Source organism: Sphingobium limneticum, from assembly GCF_008710155.1.
Lineage (GTDB): Bacteria > Pseudomonadota > Alphaproteobacteria > Sphingomonadales > Sphingomonadaceae > Sphingobium > Sphingobium limneticum.
Window position 1 is genome coordinate 101,369 of sequence record NZ_VYPZ01000005.1, and the last position, 13,743, is coordinate 115,111.

Annotated in this window: 13 protein-coding genes; 2 read left to right on the forward strand and 11 right to left on the reverse strand. The window is 66.2% G+C overall.

Annotated elements, in window-relative coordinates; genetic code table 11:
- Positions 1-13: 13 nt before the first annotated feature.
- Genes dinB through F4U94_RS08230 form a run of 4 tightly spaced genes read right to left on the reverse strand, consistent with a single transcriptional unit; the run spans position 14 to position 2,728 of the window.
- On the reverse strand, positions 14-1,102 hold the full coding sequence (dinB, locus tag F4U94_RS08215; RefSeq protein WP_120251322.1) for a DNA polymerase IV: 1,089 nt from the start codon (positions 1,100-1,102) through the stop codon (positions 14-16).
- A gap of 41 nt (positions 1,103-1,143) precedes the next feature.
- Positions 1,144-1,659, reverse strand: coding sequence for a hypothetical protein (locus F4U94_RS08220; protein ID WP_120251321.1), 516 nt, complete (start codon positions 1,657-1,659; stop codon positions 1,144-1,146).
- Positions 1,660-1,664: 5 nt separating this feature from the next.
- On the reverse strand, positions 1,665-2,189 hold the full coding sequence (locus F4U94_RS08225; RefSeq protein ID WP_120251320.1) for a DUF177 domain-containing protein: 525 nt from the start codon (positions 2,187-2,189) through the stop codon (positions 1,665-1,667).
- A gap of 2 nt (positions 2,190-2,191) precedes the next feature.
- Positions 2,192-2,728, reverse strand: a complete 537-nt coding sequence (locus F4U94_RS08230) for a ubiquinol-cytochrome C chaperone family protein (protein WP_120252237.1) — start codon at positions 2,726-2,728, stop codon at positions 2,192-2,194.
- Between the two features lie 179 nt (positions 2,729-2,907).
- Between F4U94_RS08230 and F4U94_RS08235 the strand changes: the two genes are divergently transcribed.
- Complete coding sequence (locus F4U94_RS08235) at positions 2,908-3,420, forward strand: outer membrane protein assembly factor BamE (protein ID WP_120251319.1); 513 nt, start codon at positions 2,908-2,910, stop codon at positions 3,418-3,420.
- Positions 3,421-3,478: 58 nt separating this feature from the next.
- Here F4U94_RS08235 and F4U94_RS08240 read toward each other — a convergent pair whose 3' ends face one another.
- From F4U94_RS08240 to F4U94_RS08270, 7 genes are all read right to left on the reverse strand, one after another.
- A complete protein-coding gene (locus F4U94_RS08240) occupies positions 3,479-4,879 on the reverse strand; it encodes an efflux transporter outer membrane subunit (RefSeq protein WP_120251318.1) in 1,401 nt (466 codons plus the stop codon).
- Positions 4,872-5,780, reverse strand: coding sequence for an efflux RND transporter periplasmic adaptor subunit (locus F4U94_RS08245; RefSeq protein ID WP_120251317.1), 909 nt, complete (start codon positions 5,778-5,780; stop codon positions 4,872-4,874). The genes F4U94_RS08240 and F4U94_RS08245 overlap by 8 nt, the downstream gene beginning before the upstream one ends.
- Complete coding sequence (locus F4U94_RS08250) at positions 5,777-5,992, reverse strand: DUF1656 domain-containing protein (RefSeq protein WP_120251316.1); 216 nt, start codon at positions 5,990-5,992, stop codon at positions 5,777-5,779. The genes F4U94_RS08245 and F4U94_RS08250 overlap by 4 nt, the downstream gene beginning before the upstream one ends.
- Positions 5,989-8,043: an FUSC family protein gene (locus F4U94_RS08255; protein WP_120251315.1), complete on the reverse strand. Its 2,055-nt coding sequence runs from the start codon at positions 8,041-8,043 to the stop codon at positions 5,989-5,991. The genes F4U94_RS08250 and F4U94_RS08255 overlap by 4 nt, the downstream gene beginning before the upstream one ends.
- Positions 8,040-8,489 (reverse strand): MarR family winged helix-turn-helix transcriptional regulator, encoded by a 450-nt coding sequence (locus tag F4U94_RS08260; protein WP_120251314.1) that lies wholly within the window; start codon positions 8,487-8,489, stop codon positions 8,040-8,042. The genes F4U94_RS08255 and F4U94_RS08260 overlap by 4 nt, the downstream gene beginning before the upstream one ends.
- Before the next feature lie 189 nt (positions 8,490-8,678).
- Complete coding sequence (locus tag F4U94_RS08265; protein ID WP_120251313.1) at positions 8,679-8,981, reverse strand: hypothetical protein; 303 nt, start codon at positions 8,979-8,981, stop codon at positions 8,679-8,681.
- 24 nt (positions 8,982-9,005) lie between these two features.
- Positions 9,006-11,909: a M16 family metallopeptidase gene (locus tag F4U94_RS08270; protein ID WP_120251312.1), complete on the reverse strand. Its 2,904-nt coding sequence runs from the start codon at positions 11,907-11,909 to the stop codon at positions 9,006-9,008.
- Between the two features lie 167 nt (positions 11,910-12,076).
- Here F4U94_RS08270 and F4U94_RS08275 point away from each other — a divergent pair, with 167 nt between their 5' ends.
- A complete protein-coding gene (locus F4U94_RS08275; protein WP_120251311.1) occupies positions 12,077-13,738 on the forward strand; it encodes a M28 family metallopeptidase in 1,662 nt (553 codons plus the stop codon).
- Positions 13,739-13,743: the final 5 nt, after the last annotated feature.

A 13,743-nucleotide genomic window follows, 5' to 3' on the forward strand; every position in this document is an offset into this window, starting at 1 on the left:
GGGCACGGCGCTTCTATAACCCCAACGCCAGCTGCTCCCCCTGATCCGCCTCTTCCTCTCCCTCCAGATTATGCACGCCCAGCCCGAGCAGCCGCGCGCCCATGCGCAGCGGCAGTTGCGCGACCAGCAATTCCCGCCCGGCCTGCGCCAGCAACTCCGGCGACCGCACCGGCGCTGAAAAACTGCGCGAGCGGGTGATGATCCGGAAATCGGCGAACTTCACCTTCAGCACCACCGTCCGGCCCCAGGCCCCGGCTTTCTCGATCCGCGTCCACAGCGACGCGGCGATCCGCTCGATCTCCGCCACCAGCGCTTCTTCTTCGATCAGATCGTCGAAAAACGTATCCTCGACGCTCACCGACTTGCGCCCCTCGCGCTCGCGCACCGGCCGGTCGTCCTGCCCGCGCGCCGCGCGATAATAATAGTCGGCGGCACTGCCGAAATGGCTCTGGAGGAATCGCATGTCACGCTCGCGCAGGTCCGCGCCCGTCTCGATTCCCAATGCCTGCATCCGCTTCGCCGTCACCGGCCCCACGCCATGGATGCGCCGCACCGGCATCGCGGCGATGAAGGCGGGCCCCTCGTTCGGACGCACCACGCATACCCCGTCGGGCTTGTTCTGGTCGGATGCCAGTTTGGCGATCAACTTGTTGTAGGATACGCCGGCCGATGCGGTCAGCCCCGTCTCCTTGCGGATCATCCGCCGAATCTCCTGCGCCACCGCAGTTGCCGACGCTATGCCCGGCTTGTTCACCGTCACGTCCAGATAGGCTTCGTCCAGCGACAAGGGCTGGATGATGTCGGTGAAACGGCTGAAAATCTCCCGAACCTGCCCTGAAACCGCGCGATAGACATCGAATCGCGGCGGCACGAAGATCAGGTCGGGGCAGAGCCGCCGCGCCCGCGCGCCCGGCATGGCGGACCGCACGCCGAACTTGCGCGCTTCATAGCTGCACGTCGCCACCACCCCGCGCGGCCCGCCGCCGCCCACCGCGATCGGCAGGCCCCGCAGCGACGGATCGTCGCGCTGCTCCACCGACGCATAAAAGGCGTCCATGTCGATATGGATGATCTTGCGCAGCGGCGGCAGCGAGGCGTCCATGCCGGACCCTATGCCACAGCCAGGAACGAAAGGGAAACAGATCAGTCCTGCAGACGCAGATTGTCCAGCAAGGTTTCCAGATGCGCGCGGCTGATTCGGCTCCACACATTATAGGTGCAGCCCTGACCCGCGACCCGCATATAGGCCAGCGATTCGAGGCCCTTGCCCTGCGCGTTATCCGCCGGATAGGGCTGCGCGCCGACCAGCCCGTAGCCGGCAAAAGCGGGGCCGGGCAAGGCGGGCAGGTCGCGCCTGTGCGGCCATTGCTTCGTCAATCGCGCCCGTTGCGCCGCCTCCGCCTCATCATCCATGGCGATGATCCCCGGCCCGGCAAAGCCATAGGCGCTGCGCAGCCCCGGCAGGTCGAACGCCACCGCCCATCCGCCGCCGAATTGCGCCGGTCGCGCCTTGCCCTTCACCCCGCCGTCCGACAGCAGCGCGAGCGGCGCGCATGTCGCGCGATTCTCGGCCATGTCCCATTGCGCCCGCGCGACATCCTCGCCGATCATCGGGGCGGCACCGGCGGCAACCAGCATCAGCGCGACCAGCATGGGCATGCCTCCTACTTCTTGTCCGTCAGGCCAAGCAATGCGGCAAAGGGACTGGCCTGCTCCTCGCTCAGCACGCCGGCCTCCTTCAGATAGCGGTCGGCATCCGGCGCGCGGGGAAAGGGCGTCATCGCCAGCGCCATCGTTTCGGCCACCGCTTCACCCATGTCGATCACATGGCCGTCATAGCCGATCGTGTCGCAATCCTCGGCGTCCAACTCCAGCTCGTCGGCCTCCTGCGCCTCCTCCTTGTCGACCACGAAGCGCAGGACGAAATCGCTGTCGATCGTCTCGGGCACCGGCACGCCGGTCGCCACGCAGGGCTGGGCCAGCGCCGCACGCACCCGGCCGCGCGCCGTGATGGCGCCATCTTCGATCGCCAGGCCATAATCCGCCTCCAGCCGATCCAGCGCCGCCAATCCGAACCGCCTGGCCAGAGCATCCCGCTCGTCCTGCTTGGCGGCGATATGCAGCTTAGGGGCCAGCCGGCCGATCGCGTCGGCCTTGTGGGTTCGGGAAAATTCCGGTGTCGCTGTCATAGTCATCCTAAATCTCCGGTCAGCAGCGCGTCGTGCGACAGGCAGCCCAGTCGCGTCCAGCGCGCCCGCAGCGTGCCCTCGACATGCGCCAGCGCTTCCTCGCTCACCTCAGCGCCGCGATACAGGTTGCGCCGCAACGCCTCGGTCAGATCCGCGTCGTCCGTCAACGCCGCGCGATAGGCGCTGATCCGCCCGCCCAATGCGCTCATCATGCGGCCGACATGTTTGCCGACCACGACATCGCCCACGCCCTCCTGCCGCAACTGCCCGTCCATGTCATCGACGAACAATTCGGTCAGCCACACGCTGTCCTGTGCGCCCCGCTGCCCCGGCGCCTGCTGCTCCAGACGGATCAGCACCTGCGCCAGGATCGCGACGATCATGTCGAACCGCCCGTCCAGCGTGTCGGGCACCGCGCCGTCCAGATACCAGTGCGGCTGTCGCCCCTCCCGGATCACGGCGTTATAGAGCGGCCGCAGCCCCTCCTTGGGATCGGTGCGCCCGAACAGGCGCTGGAGGAAGGAGGGGGAGGCAGACATGGAATCACAGCTTTTCATTGACGGATTTTCATATACGGATCGGGCCATCATGCGCCGTCCGATATTTTGCGCCCCTTGCCGGGGCTTGCGCAATTCCATATTGATCGCTGCGTCGCCCAATGCAATGGCGGCATCAGGTTTCTTGAAGGTTCGCGGGCCCGCTCCCGCAGGAGAAGTTCATGCGTCAGTTCAGCCGTCACTCGTCACGCGGGCGCATCCTGCTCGCTGTCGGCCTCAGCGCGTTGGTGCTGGGCGCATCGGGCTGCACCCGCATCCGCACGCATCAGGGCTATTCGGTGGACAAGCTGCTGGTCGATTCGGTTCAGCCGGGCATCGACAATCGCGCTTCGGTGGAAGGGACGCTGGGCCGCCCCAGCTTCGTGTCGCAGTTCGGCGAGCAGGATTGGTATTATGTGTCGCGTGACATGCGCGCGCTGGCCTTCTCCAATCCCAAGCCGGTGGACCAGACGGTGCTGCGCGTCCGCTTCGATCCGGCGGGCAATGTGACCGCGATCGACCGCATGGGGCTGGAGCAGGTCGCCCACATCTCCCCGTCGGGCGACAAGACCCCGACGCTGGGCCGCAACCGCAGCCTGTTCGACGAGATTTTCGGCAATATCGGCGCGGTCGGCGCCGGCGGCATGGGCGGCGGCGGTGCCGGCCCCAACGGTGGCGGCCCCAACGGCAGCTGATAAGCGATCAAAAAAGGCGGAGCCTCCCAAGGCCCCGCCTTTTTTCTTGGCCCCGGATTTACTTCCAGCCGCCACCCAGCGCCAGAAACAGCGCAATCTGGTCCTGCACCAGTTGCGTCCGCGCCGTTGCGGCGCTGACCTCCGCGCTCGCCAGACTGCGCTGCGCATCCAGCAGCGACAGGAAATCGCCCCGGCCGAAACGGAACAGCTTGCCGGCTTGGCCGGCGGAGAGCGCAGCGCTATCCCGCGCCCGGTCCAGCGCCGCCGCCCGCTCTGCATCGCGGCGATAGGTTTCCAGCGCCGTCTCGGTCTGACGCAGCGCTTCCAGCACCGTCCCGTCGAACCCGGCCAGGTCGCCTTGCACCCGGGCTTCGGATTGCGCGATCCGCGCCCGCACCACCGGCCGGTTGGGGAAGCTCCAGCTGATCAGCGGCCCCAGGCTGAAGCCGAAGGCCGATCCCGATCCGAAATCCTTGAGCGGGCCGGACAGGCCGACCGATCCGCCGATGCTGACCTGCGGATACAGATCGGCCGTCGCCACGCCCAGCCGCGCCGTATCGCCGGCGATCGCTCGTTCCGCCTGCCTTATGTCGGGCCGCCGCCGGATCAGCGCCGTACCATCCCCCACCGGCAAAGGCGCGTTCAGCGTCGGTAGCGCGGCGCAACTTTCCACCTCGCGCGGATAATCGGCGGGTGGCCGCCCCATCAACGTCGCCAGCAGATACAGGCCATTCTGCCGCTGCGCCTCGAACGCGGGCAGGGCGGCCGCGCTGCTGTCCACCGCCGCCTGCGCCCGGCTGACGTCGAAGGCGGTGCCGCGCCCGCCCTTGGCCAGCCGCCGGGTGGCGTTGGCGGTATCGCGCTGCAACGCCACCACCTTGCGATTGACGCCCAGGCTGTAATTGGCCGCACACACCTGCGCATAGGCTTTGGCCGTCGCCGCCGCCACGCTGACTCGCACATAGTCGCGTGCCGCCGCGCTTGCCTCGACATCGGCATTGCTCGCTTCGATCGCCCGCTTGATCCGACCATTCAGGTCCAGCGGGTAGGAGGCCGACAGGCCGAGATCATAGGCGATCGTGCCCGGCAGATGTTGGGTCACGCCCGACGGTCGCGACAGGGTTTCGCCGCCGCTGATACTGGTGCTGATGGTGCGCCCTGCCTCCGCCTCCAGCAGCACGGCCTGCGCCTGGGCCAGATTGGCGTCCGCCTGGCGCATATCGGTATTGGCGGCCAGGGCCTGCTCGATCAGGCTGTCCAGCTGCGGATCGGCATAGAGCGTCCACCAATGATCGGGCAGGTCGGCCTGCGCAAACAGCGCATCGCGTCCCGAATGAAAGGCCCCGGTCGCGCCCGGCGCGGTCGCAACGGACTTTTCAGGCCCATGATAATCCGGCCCGGCCGTCGCACAGGCCGTCAGCGCCAGCGCCAGCAGCGGCGCGCAGGACAGATTACGCATGACGGCAATCCCCCGGCTTCCCGTCCTTGTCCTTCTGTGCCGGCTGGACCGTCACCGTCGCGGTGCGGCCCGAAATCAGCCGCAGCCCTGCCGGCACCTTCTCGATCTTCACCCGCACCGGGATGCGCTGCGCCAATCGCACCCAGCTGAAGGTCGGTTCGACTGCGGGCAGCAAATTGCCGCTATTGCTGCGGCTGTCGTCATTGATGCCGAAGGCGATGCTTTCCACCCGGCCATGCACGTCCTGCGCTTCGCCCATCAATCGGACCGTCACCGGCGCGCCGATGCAGATCAGTCCCAGCTTGGTTTCCTCGAAATAGCCTTCCACCCGTACCGAATCGCTGTCGATCAGGGCCAGCGCCTGGCTGCCCGCGCCGACATAGTCGCCCGGATGCAGGTCCAGATTGGTGACCACGCCATTGACCGACGCCACCACCTTCGTGCGCTTCAGGTTCAGTGCAGCGGCATCGCGGCTGCTCAGCGCTTCGGACAGGGCGGCCTGCGCCGTCTCCACCTTGGCCAGATTCTGCTCATGGGTTTCGGCGGCCACCAGATCGCCCAGCGCCATGTCGCGTCGCGCTTCCCGCCGGGCCTGCGCCAAGGTCGCCTGCGCGCTGGCGATGCGGGCGCTGGCCTCCTCCAGCGCCATGGAATAACGCGGCGTATCGATCACGAACAGCAGGTCGCCGGCCTTCACCGTCTGATTGTCATGCACCGCCACCGACGTCACCAGTCCGCTGATGTCGGGCGTCACCCGCACCACATCGGACCGTACCCGCCCGTCGCGGGTCCAGGGGCTGCGTTCATAATGATTCCACATCCAGATCGCGACCAGAGCCGCGGCGATGACGAGGATGATGGTGGCGGCGCTGCGGATCAGCGTCGTAGTCAGGCGGTTCATAGTCGGATTCCAAGGGTGGGGACGAGCAGGGCGAGGCCGCCCAGCAACAGGATGAAGAGGCTAAGGTCCACCGCCGCGCGATAGGCGAGGAAGCGGTAGAGGCCGAAGGCGCCGATCAGCCGGGTCAGACCCCAGCTCAGGATCAGCGCGACCAGCCCCAACAGGAGCAATGTGGGCATATAGACGCCGCCCAGGGCGATTTCGCCGGTCATGCCGCGATCCTCCGATAGGCGTCCGCGTCGGGAAACAGGTTGCGGCGCAGGCTGACCAGCCCCAGCACGCTGTCCCGGCGCACGAACAGGCGCGGGTTGGCGGACAGGTCCGCGATCGCGCTGTCGATATCGTGCAGCAGCGACGGATCGGCCGCCGCCGGCGCATCCGGGTCCAGCCCGCGATAATGGCGGCTCACCCCGCCCAGCACGGCGGCCAGCGGCGCGCCTTCCTGTGCGGGCAGGTCGAGCCTGAGTTGCCGCAACTCGCCGATCGCGACCCCGGTGCGCAGGTCGCGCAGGGCATCATAAAGCGGCTTGCCGCTGTCGGCGCGGGTCGCCGCCAAACGCGGCGCGAGCAGGGCGATACGGTCTAGCATCCGGTTGATCCATCCCCGCACATCGGGCGGGCTCATCAGTGTAGCGCGATTGGCAATATCGGCCCATCCGGCCCGCAACGTGCGACGGATCGCCCGTTCCACGCCAGCCGATTGCAACAGCCCGGCCATCAGGATCGCGAACCAGATGCCGATAATCTGCGCCACCGCGCCATTGGCGTAACTGGCAAAGGCATTGATATAATGGTCGGACAGCAGCACCGGGCTGCCCAGCCCCAGCAAGGTGGGCAGGGCAATGCCCATCCAGCGCGGCGACGCCATCATCGCGCCCAGCAAGAGCAGGGCCGGCGAATAGGCCAGCGCCAATTGCCCGAACCCGTCGAGGCGCGGCATGATCGCATAGCCATAAAGCGCGCCCAATGCCGAAGCGGCGACGGTGCCGATCATGAAGCCTTTGAGCGGCGCCAGCGGATTGTCCACCGCCGCGAACAGCGCCAGGAACACGCCGGCCAGCATCACCGCGCTGCCGCCATCCTTCCATCCGCTCAATATCCAGATGGTACAGCCCAGCGCGATCGTCACGAAGGCGCTGAACGCCGCGCGCGCCGCGCTGGCATAGTCGCGATGCAGTTCGCGGTTGCGCCGCCCCTCCAGCAATTCGGCGACGCGTGGCGTCACGGCGGCGCGGCTGTGCGTCACCATCTGATCATAAAGGTCGCGGCAATCGCGATGCACCGCGATCAGCGTGGCGAGCCGGGCATAGAGGCTGAGGCGCATCATGTCGGCCCAGCCCATATCGGGCGTCGCCGCCGGCTCCATCGCCACGCAGCGATCGATCAGCCGCTGGGCATTGTCCGCCCTTGCCAGATTGTCGCTCACCGGCGTGTCCAGCCACAGCCGCACATCGTCGATCAGCGTCTCGACCTGCGCCGGCACCGTGCCGTCATTGGCGGCCTTCAGCTGCGCCAGCCGGTCCTCCGCCGCTGCGCCCAGCGGCAACAGCATCGACAATTGATCCTGCAACGCCCGGACCGTCCGCACACGCGGCGCCAGCCGACTGATGTCGAAGGGCAGATGGATCGACATCTGGTGCAATTCCGTGACGTCCTGCGCCAGCCGGCGGCGCTCCGCGTCCAGCCCGGCGACCGGCTCGGTGGCGATCGCGTCGCGGGTCCAGCGTTCGGCATCGCGCAGCATCGATTCCACCCGCGCCAGCAGCACGCCGGTGATCGAACCGGGCAGGACGACGCCATGGATCAGGCTGCCGCAGGCGATGCCGATCAAAATCTCCTGCACGCGCAGCGCCGCGACGGTGAAGATGGTCTGGGGCGTGTCGACGTCCGGAAAGACGATCAGGCAGGCGGTATAGCCGGCCAGCACGAACATATAGCCGCGCGGCGTCCGGTCCAGCAGCGACACGAACACGCACAGCGCCAGCCATGACGCCATGGCCAGCACCAGCAATTCGGGTGCATTGACCAGCGGCGGTACGATCGCCACGGCAAAGATCGCCCCGACCAGCGTACCGATCGCGCGGAACACCGCCTTGGAAATCACCGCGCCGGCCATCGGCTGGGCGACGATATAGCTGGTCAGGAAAGCCCAATAGGGCCGCTCCAGCCCGATGCTATAGGCAACGAACAGGGCCAGCATCGCCGCCGCCAGGCATTTGAGGGAAAAGAGCGCCGCCGGCACTCCGAACCGGTCGCCGATCATGCAGCGCTCCGTCGATCGGCGATCCTCATGCTCAACAGGTCGAGCAGCCAGACCGCTGATTCTATCGCCTCTTCGGGGACGTCCTCCAGCAATTCGACGCGCAGGGAATCCAGCCTGCTTTCGATCCGGCCGACCAGTTCCTGCCCCGTCGGGGTCAGGCTGATGATGTTGGATCTCTTGTCGTCGGGGTGCGGGGTCCGTTGTACCAATCCGCCCGCCTGCACCTGATCCAGCGTCCGCACCAGCGAGGGCTGGGCGATGTCCAGCGACTCGGCCAGCTCGCTCTGCCGCACCTCGCCGCCCAGTCGATCGATATGGATCAGGCACCAGGCGGCACTGTTGGACACGCCGAATTCCGCCAGCACGTTGTCCGCCAATTGCCGCCAGGCGCGGGCGACAGGCGCCATCTTGTGCGCCAGCGCGCGTTTGGGTTCCGATAAGGGCATATTAGTTAGATAGCTAACTAATGGAATTTGTCAATGGAATGTTGCTGTCTCACTCGTTGTCGCACTTGCCTGCATCAATGCGGCCTTCTCAGATTCTCTGTGCCGAAAATACAGAGAGGCCCAAATCACGGGGATTCGGGCCTCGCCAGTTTATAATCATGTCGATCCGGCCTGTGCCGGATGCCGGGGTCAGGCCCGGCGCGTACCGTTGAAGGCCGACGCGCCGAACGCGCCCAGCTGCATCGTGCCGGTGATGGCATCGCCCGCCACTTCGGCCTCGCATTCCAGCGTCATGGGCATCGGCATGGTCATTTCCATCTTCCATGTCAGCGTGCCGCCGTCGATCTTGCCATCGACCACGTCCAGCGATCCCATCATCCCGGCAAAGGTGCCGTTGAAACGGTCGCCGCTACTGATGACGGTGAACACGCCTTTCTGGTCGCCCATCGGCGTCTTGGCCACGCAATCATAAGCGCCATCTACTGCTGCCATGTCATCTACTCCTTTACGTTCGCGTCAATCCGCGAGTGTGCCCATTTCTACCGGTAGACCGACCGCGTCAAGCTGCGGCTTCACCAGCTTCACATCGCCCACCACGACCCAGATCAACCGGTCGGGGTTGATCGCCTCACGCGCGGCCTTGTCCATGTCGGCGGCGGTCATGGCACGATAGGTTTTGGGCAGCGTTTCATAATAATCGTCCGGCCGGCCGATCAGCGCATTGCGCATCATCGCGCTCAGCAGGTCGGACGAGGTTTCGAAACTGCCGGGCAGCGACAGGATCTGGCCGTTGATCGTCTGGTTCCGCTCCGCCTCGGTCGTACCCTTCGTGGTCAGATAGTCCTTGATGTCCTGCCGCGCGGCGATGATCGACTCGCCCGTCTTGTCGGTCTGCACCGGGGCATAGACCAGCAGCGGGATCGTTTCCTTGACGCCGGGCAGGGCGGTGCCGGCGCCATAGGCCCACCCCTTCGTTTCGCGCAGGTCCATGGTCAGGCGCGACGTCGTGCTGCCGCCCAGCACTTCATTGGCGGTCGACAGCGTCACCGGATTGTCGGTGCCCGCCTTGTTGGTCAGCAGGCCGGCCAGGATCAGCGACTGCGGGCTTTGCGGCTTGTCGATCAGCACGATCTTGGCCGGGCGCATCATCCGGTCCATGCGGAACGTCTTGACACCCTTTGCGACCTTGGGCGCCTTCCAGTCGCCGAACCGCTTTTCCAGCAGCGGCAGCAACTCGGCCAGCGTCGTGTCCCCCGCGACGAAGATGGTCGCGTTGTCCGGTCGCAGCCAGGCGTCATGGAACGCCGTCAGATCCGCCCGCGTGACCGCCTTGACGCCACTTTCCGTGCCCGACCCGGTGAAGGGGATGCCATAGGGATGGGCCTGCCCATAAAGCAAAGGCGGCAGCATGCGCTGGGCGATCGCCATCGGCTCGGTTTTTTCCGCCTTGATCCGGGTTAGCACCTGGCCCCGCAACCGCTCCACCTCTGCCGGCGCGAACGCGGGATTGCGGATCACATCGGCCAACAGGCCGAGCGACGCATCCAGATTGGGCTTGAGCGCGAACAGGCCCACATTGGTGCGGTCCATGCTGTTGCCCGCGCTGATCGACGCGCCCAGCCGCTCCTGCTCCTCGGCGATCTGCACCGACGACCGGGTCGTCGTACCCTCGTCCAGCAGCGCGGCGGTCAGGCCTGCCGTGCCCAGCTTGGCGCGATCATCGGCGGCATTGCCCGCGTCGAAGGCGACCGACACCCGCACCGTCGGCACGGTCGAGCGATGCGCCAGCGCGACCTTGATGCCGTTCTTCAACGTTGCATGCTCGATATCGGGGAAGTCCAGATCCTTGACCGGCTCGATCGGCGGCTCGGCGATCCTGGTCGGGGCCGGCGGCGTCGCGGCCTTGGGCGCGGCGGCATCGGGATTGCGGAAGAAGGCCGGCTTGTGCCCAGCGCCACCCGTCTTCGTATTTTCGGCCGTCGCATTGCCCGCCAGCGCATTGTCGGCGGCCGACCGTTCGCCCGGCGCCACGGTCAGGCGCAGCACCGGCCGGCCCAGCCATTTGCGCGCCGCCGCGCTCACGCTCTGCGGCGTGGCCGAGGCATAGACGGCCAGATCCTTCTTATATTTGGCCGGATCGTTGGAATAGACTGCCCCCTCGGCCAGCGTCACCGCCTTGCCGCTAAAGCCGCCGACCTTCTCCAGCCCCGAAATCGTGCCGGCCGCCTGCGTCGTCGCGGCGCGCAGCACCTCGTCGGCGCTCGGCCCCTTGGCGAGGTAATCGGCCAGCAGCGCGTCCAGCCGCTTGCCCACCGCCACCGGGTCTGCGCCCGGCTTCACATCGACGGTGATCTCGGCGATGCTCAATTTCTCGAACGGCTGGATGCTGGCCTTCACGCCCACGGCGACCTTCTCGTCACGCACCAGCACATTGTCGAGCCGCGACGAACCCAGGCCGCCGAACACGGTCATGGCCAGATCCAGCTGCTGCAACTCGTCAGAATTGACGCCCGGCACGATCCAGTTGCGATAGAGGCGGGTCGCCGCGACATTGTCGTGCATCACCTTCTCAACATCCTGCCCCAATGTCGGGACGGTCGCGTCCACATCCTTGGGCGCGGGGCCGGCGGCGATATTGCCGAACCATTTTTCGACCTTGGCCTTGGCGGTCGCGACGTCGATATCGCCCGCCAGCACCAGCACGGCATTGTTCGGCCCATAATGGGTCTTGAACCAGCTCTGGACGTCGGCCAGGCTCGCCGCATTCAGGTCCGCCATCGATCCGATGGTGGAATGACGATAGGGATGCCCTTCCGGCAGCATCGCGTCCAGCTGGGCATATTCGACCAGGCCGTACGGCTCATTCTCGCCCATCCGCTTTTCATTCTGCACCACGCCGCGCTGCGTATCCAGCTTGGTCTCGGTGACGGCGCCCAGCAGGTGGCCCATGCGATCGGACTCCAGGAACAGCGCCCGGTCGAGCGCGCCGGTCGGCACCGTCTCGAAATAATTGGTGCGGTCGAACCAGGTCGTCCCGTTCCAATCGGTCGCGCCGATATCCTCCAGTCGGCCGAAGAAGGGGCCGTCGGCATTTTCGGAGCCATAGAACATCAGATGTTCGAACAGATGGGCAAAGCCCGTCTTGCCCGCCGGTTCGAAGCGCGATCCCACATGATACCAGACTGACACCGCCACTACCGGCGCCTTGCGGTCCGTATGCACGATGACGCGCAGCCCATTCTTCAGCGTAAATTCCTCATAGGGAATATCGACCTGCGACACGAGGCTGGCGACCGGCGCGGGCGCGGCTGCAGGTGCAGGCTTGGCGGCATGAGCTACCGGAGCCAAGGCCGGAGAAAGCGCCAGGACCGACAGGCCCAGCATCAGGGACAGGCGGCGCGACATCGGGGAAATGGCCATGAGAACCTCATGAAAACGGGGAATTTGCGCATACCGACAGGCTGCCGGCGCGATGGATGGCGCAGCATAGCGGGCCGTTTTAGCATCGCAACACGCTTATTGCTGGACAGGTGGATGGGCCGGGGGCAAATCTCGCGCCATCCCGCAATCAGTGGACCTTATCCCCGATGAAAACCCCCATGGCTCTGGCAGCGATGACCGCGCTGCTCCTTCCCGCCACCCTTTCCGCGCAGTCGGCGACCGACCCCGTCTTCACCGCCGCCGCGATGCGCGCTCATGTCGAATTTCTCGCCGACGATCTGCTTCAGGGTCGCGATACCGGCAGCGAAGGGCATGAAATCGCCGCCCGCTACGTCGCCAGCCAGTTTGACGGCCTTGGCCTCAAGCCCGCCGGCGATAAGGGGACTTGGCTCCAGCGCATCACCTTCCAGAAGACCGAGTTCGGCAAGACCCCCGCGACCCTGATCGTCACCGGCCCGGCCGGCGCGAAAAGCTTCACCCATGCCGGTGACGTCATCGTCGGCATCAATGCCGATCAGCCGCATCTTGACGTCACGGCGCCGCTCGTCTTCGTCGGTTTCGGCCTTGAAAATGCGCGGCTTGGCCTGAACGACTATGCCGGCCTGGACGTGAAGGGGAAGATCGTCGTCACCCTGCGCGGCTATCCCAAAGGGCTGCCGAGCGAAGAGGGCGCGCATCTGTCCGCCACCAAGGGCAAGATCGCCGAATCCCATGGTGCGATCGGCATGATAGCGCTCAACACGCTCCAATCGGCCAAGGCCCGCCCCTGGGCGCGCATGGTACAGTTCGCCGACGAACCCGACTTCACCTGGGTTTCGCCCGAAGGCGTCCCCTTCAACGCCGCGCCGGGCCTGCGCGCGTCCGCGATGCTGAACGATCCGGCGGCGCAGGCCGTGTTCGCCGGCGCGCCCACGACCATCGCCGCGATCCGCAAGGCCGCCGACAAGGCAGGCGGCAAGCCCAAGGGGTTCGCGCTGAAAACCAGCGTGACGATCAAGGCCGACACGGTCAGCCAGCGCGTCACCAGCCCCAATGTCGTCGCCATCCTGCCCGGCAGCGACCCCAAGCTCAGGCAAGAATATGTCGTCCTCTCCGCCCATCTCGACCATATCGGCATCAGCCCCGCCAAAGCGGGCGATGCGGCCGACGAATCTGGTAATAGGGACCGGATCAACAATGGCGCGCTGGACAATGGCGCCGGCATCGCGACCATGCTGGAGGTCGCCCGCGCCATGGCGCAATCGCCGGACAAGCCGCGCCGCTCGATCATCTTCCTCGCCTCCACCGCAGAGGAGAAGGGGCTGCTGGGCGCCGACTATTTCGCCCGCCACCCCACCGTCCCCGTCAAGCAGATCGTCGGTAATGTCGATCTCGACATGCCGTTGCTGCTCTATCCCTTCACCGACGTCATCGCCTTCGGTGCCGATCATTCGACCCTCGGCCCGATCGTGGCCAAGGCGGTCGCCCCGATGGGTGTGAAGCTCGCGCCCGACCCGATGCCGCAGGAGACGATCTTCGTGCGCTCCGACCATTATATGTTCGTGAAGCAGGGCGTGCCCGCCGTCTTCCTCGCCACCGGCTATGCCAATGGCGGTGAAAAGGCCTGGGGCGAGTTTCTGGGCGGCGCCTATCATCATCCCGGCGACGATATGATGCAGAAGATCGACTGGAATGCCGGCGCCCGTTTTGCCGACGCCAATTACCGCATTACCCGCGCCATGGCCGATGGCGATGCGCCGCCGCGCTGGTTCGCCAAGGATTTCTTCGGCGACCTCTTCGCGCCGCAGGCGGAGAAGGCGACCAGATAAGGAAA

What these genes read in the sequence shown, in the direction of transcription:
- F4U94_RS08255 (WP_120251315.1), bottom strand. Translation starts at nt 8,043, where the DNA reads ATGATCGGCGACCGGTTCGGAGTGCCGGCGGCGCTCTTTTCCCTCAAA.
- F4U94_RS08225 (WP_120251320.1), bottom strand. Translation starts at nt 2,189, where the DNA reads ATGACAGCGACACCGGAATTTTCCCGAACCCACAAGGCCGACGCGATC.
- F4U94_RS08275 (WP_120251311.1), top strand. Translation starts at nt 12,077, where the DNA reads ATGAAAACCCCCATGGCTCTGGCAGCGATGACCGCGCTGCTCCTTCCC.
- F4U94_RS08230 (WP_120252237.1), bottom strand. Translation starts at nt 2,728, where the DNA reads ATGTCTGCCTCCCCCTCCTTCCTCCAGCGCCTGTTCGGGCGCACCGAT.
- dinB (WP_120251322.1), bottom strand. Translation starts at nt 1,102, where the DNA reads ATGGACGCCTCGCTGCCGCCGCTGCGCAAGATCATCCATATCGACATG.
- F4U94_RS08265 (WP_120251313.1), bottom strand. Translation starts at nt 8,981, where the DNA reads ATGGCAGCAGTAGATGGCGCTTATGATTGCGTGGCCAAGACGCCGATG.
- F4U94_RS08220 (WP_120251321.1), bottom strand. Translation starts at nt 1,659, where the DNA reads ATGCCCATGCTGGTCGCGCTGATGCTGGTTGCCGCCGGTGCCGCCCCG.
- F4U94_RS08260 (WP_120251314.1), bottom strand. Translation starts at nt 8,489, where the DNA reads ATGCCCTTATCGGAACCCAAACGCGCGCTGGCGCACAAGATGGCGCCT.
- F4U94_RS08245 (WP_120251317.1), bottom strand. Translation starts at nt 5,780, where the DNA reads ATGAACCGCCTGACTACGACGCTGATCCGCAGCGCCGCCACCATCATC.
- F4U94_RS08235 (WP_120251319.1), top strand. Translation starts at nt 2,908, where the DNA reads ATGCGTCAGTTCAGCCGTCACTCGTCACGCGGGCGCATCCTGCTCGCT.
- F4U94_RS08250 (WP_120251316.1), bottom strand. Translation starts at nt 5,992, where the DNA reads ATGACCGGCGAAATCGCCCTGGGCGGCGTCTATATGCCCACATTGCTC.
- F4U94_RS08240 (WP_120251318.1), bottom strand. Translation starts at nt 4,879, where the DNA reads ATGCGTAATCTGTCCTGCGCGCCGCTGCTGGCGCTGGCGCTGACGGCC.
- F4U94_RS08270 (WP_120251312.1), bottom strand. Translation starts at nt 11,909, where the DNA reads ATGGCCATTTCCCCGATGTCGCGCCGCCTGTCCCTGATGCTGGGCCTG.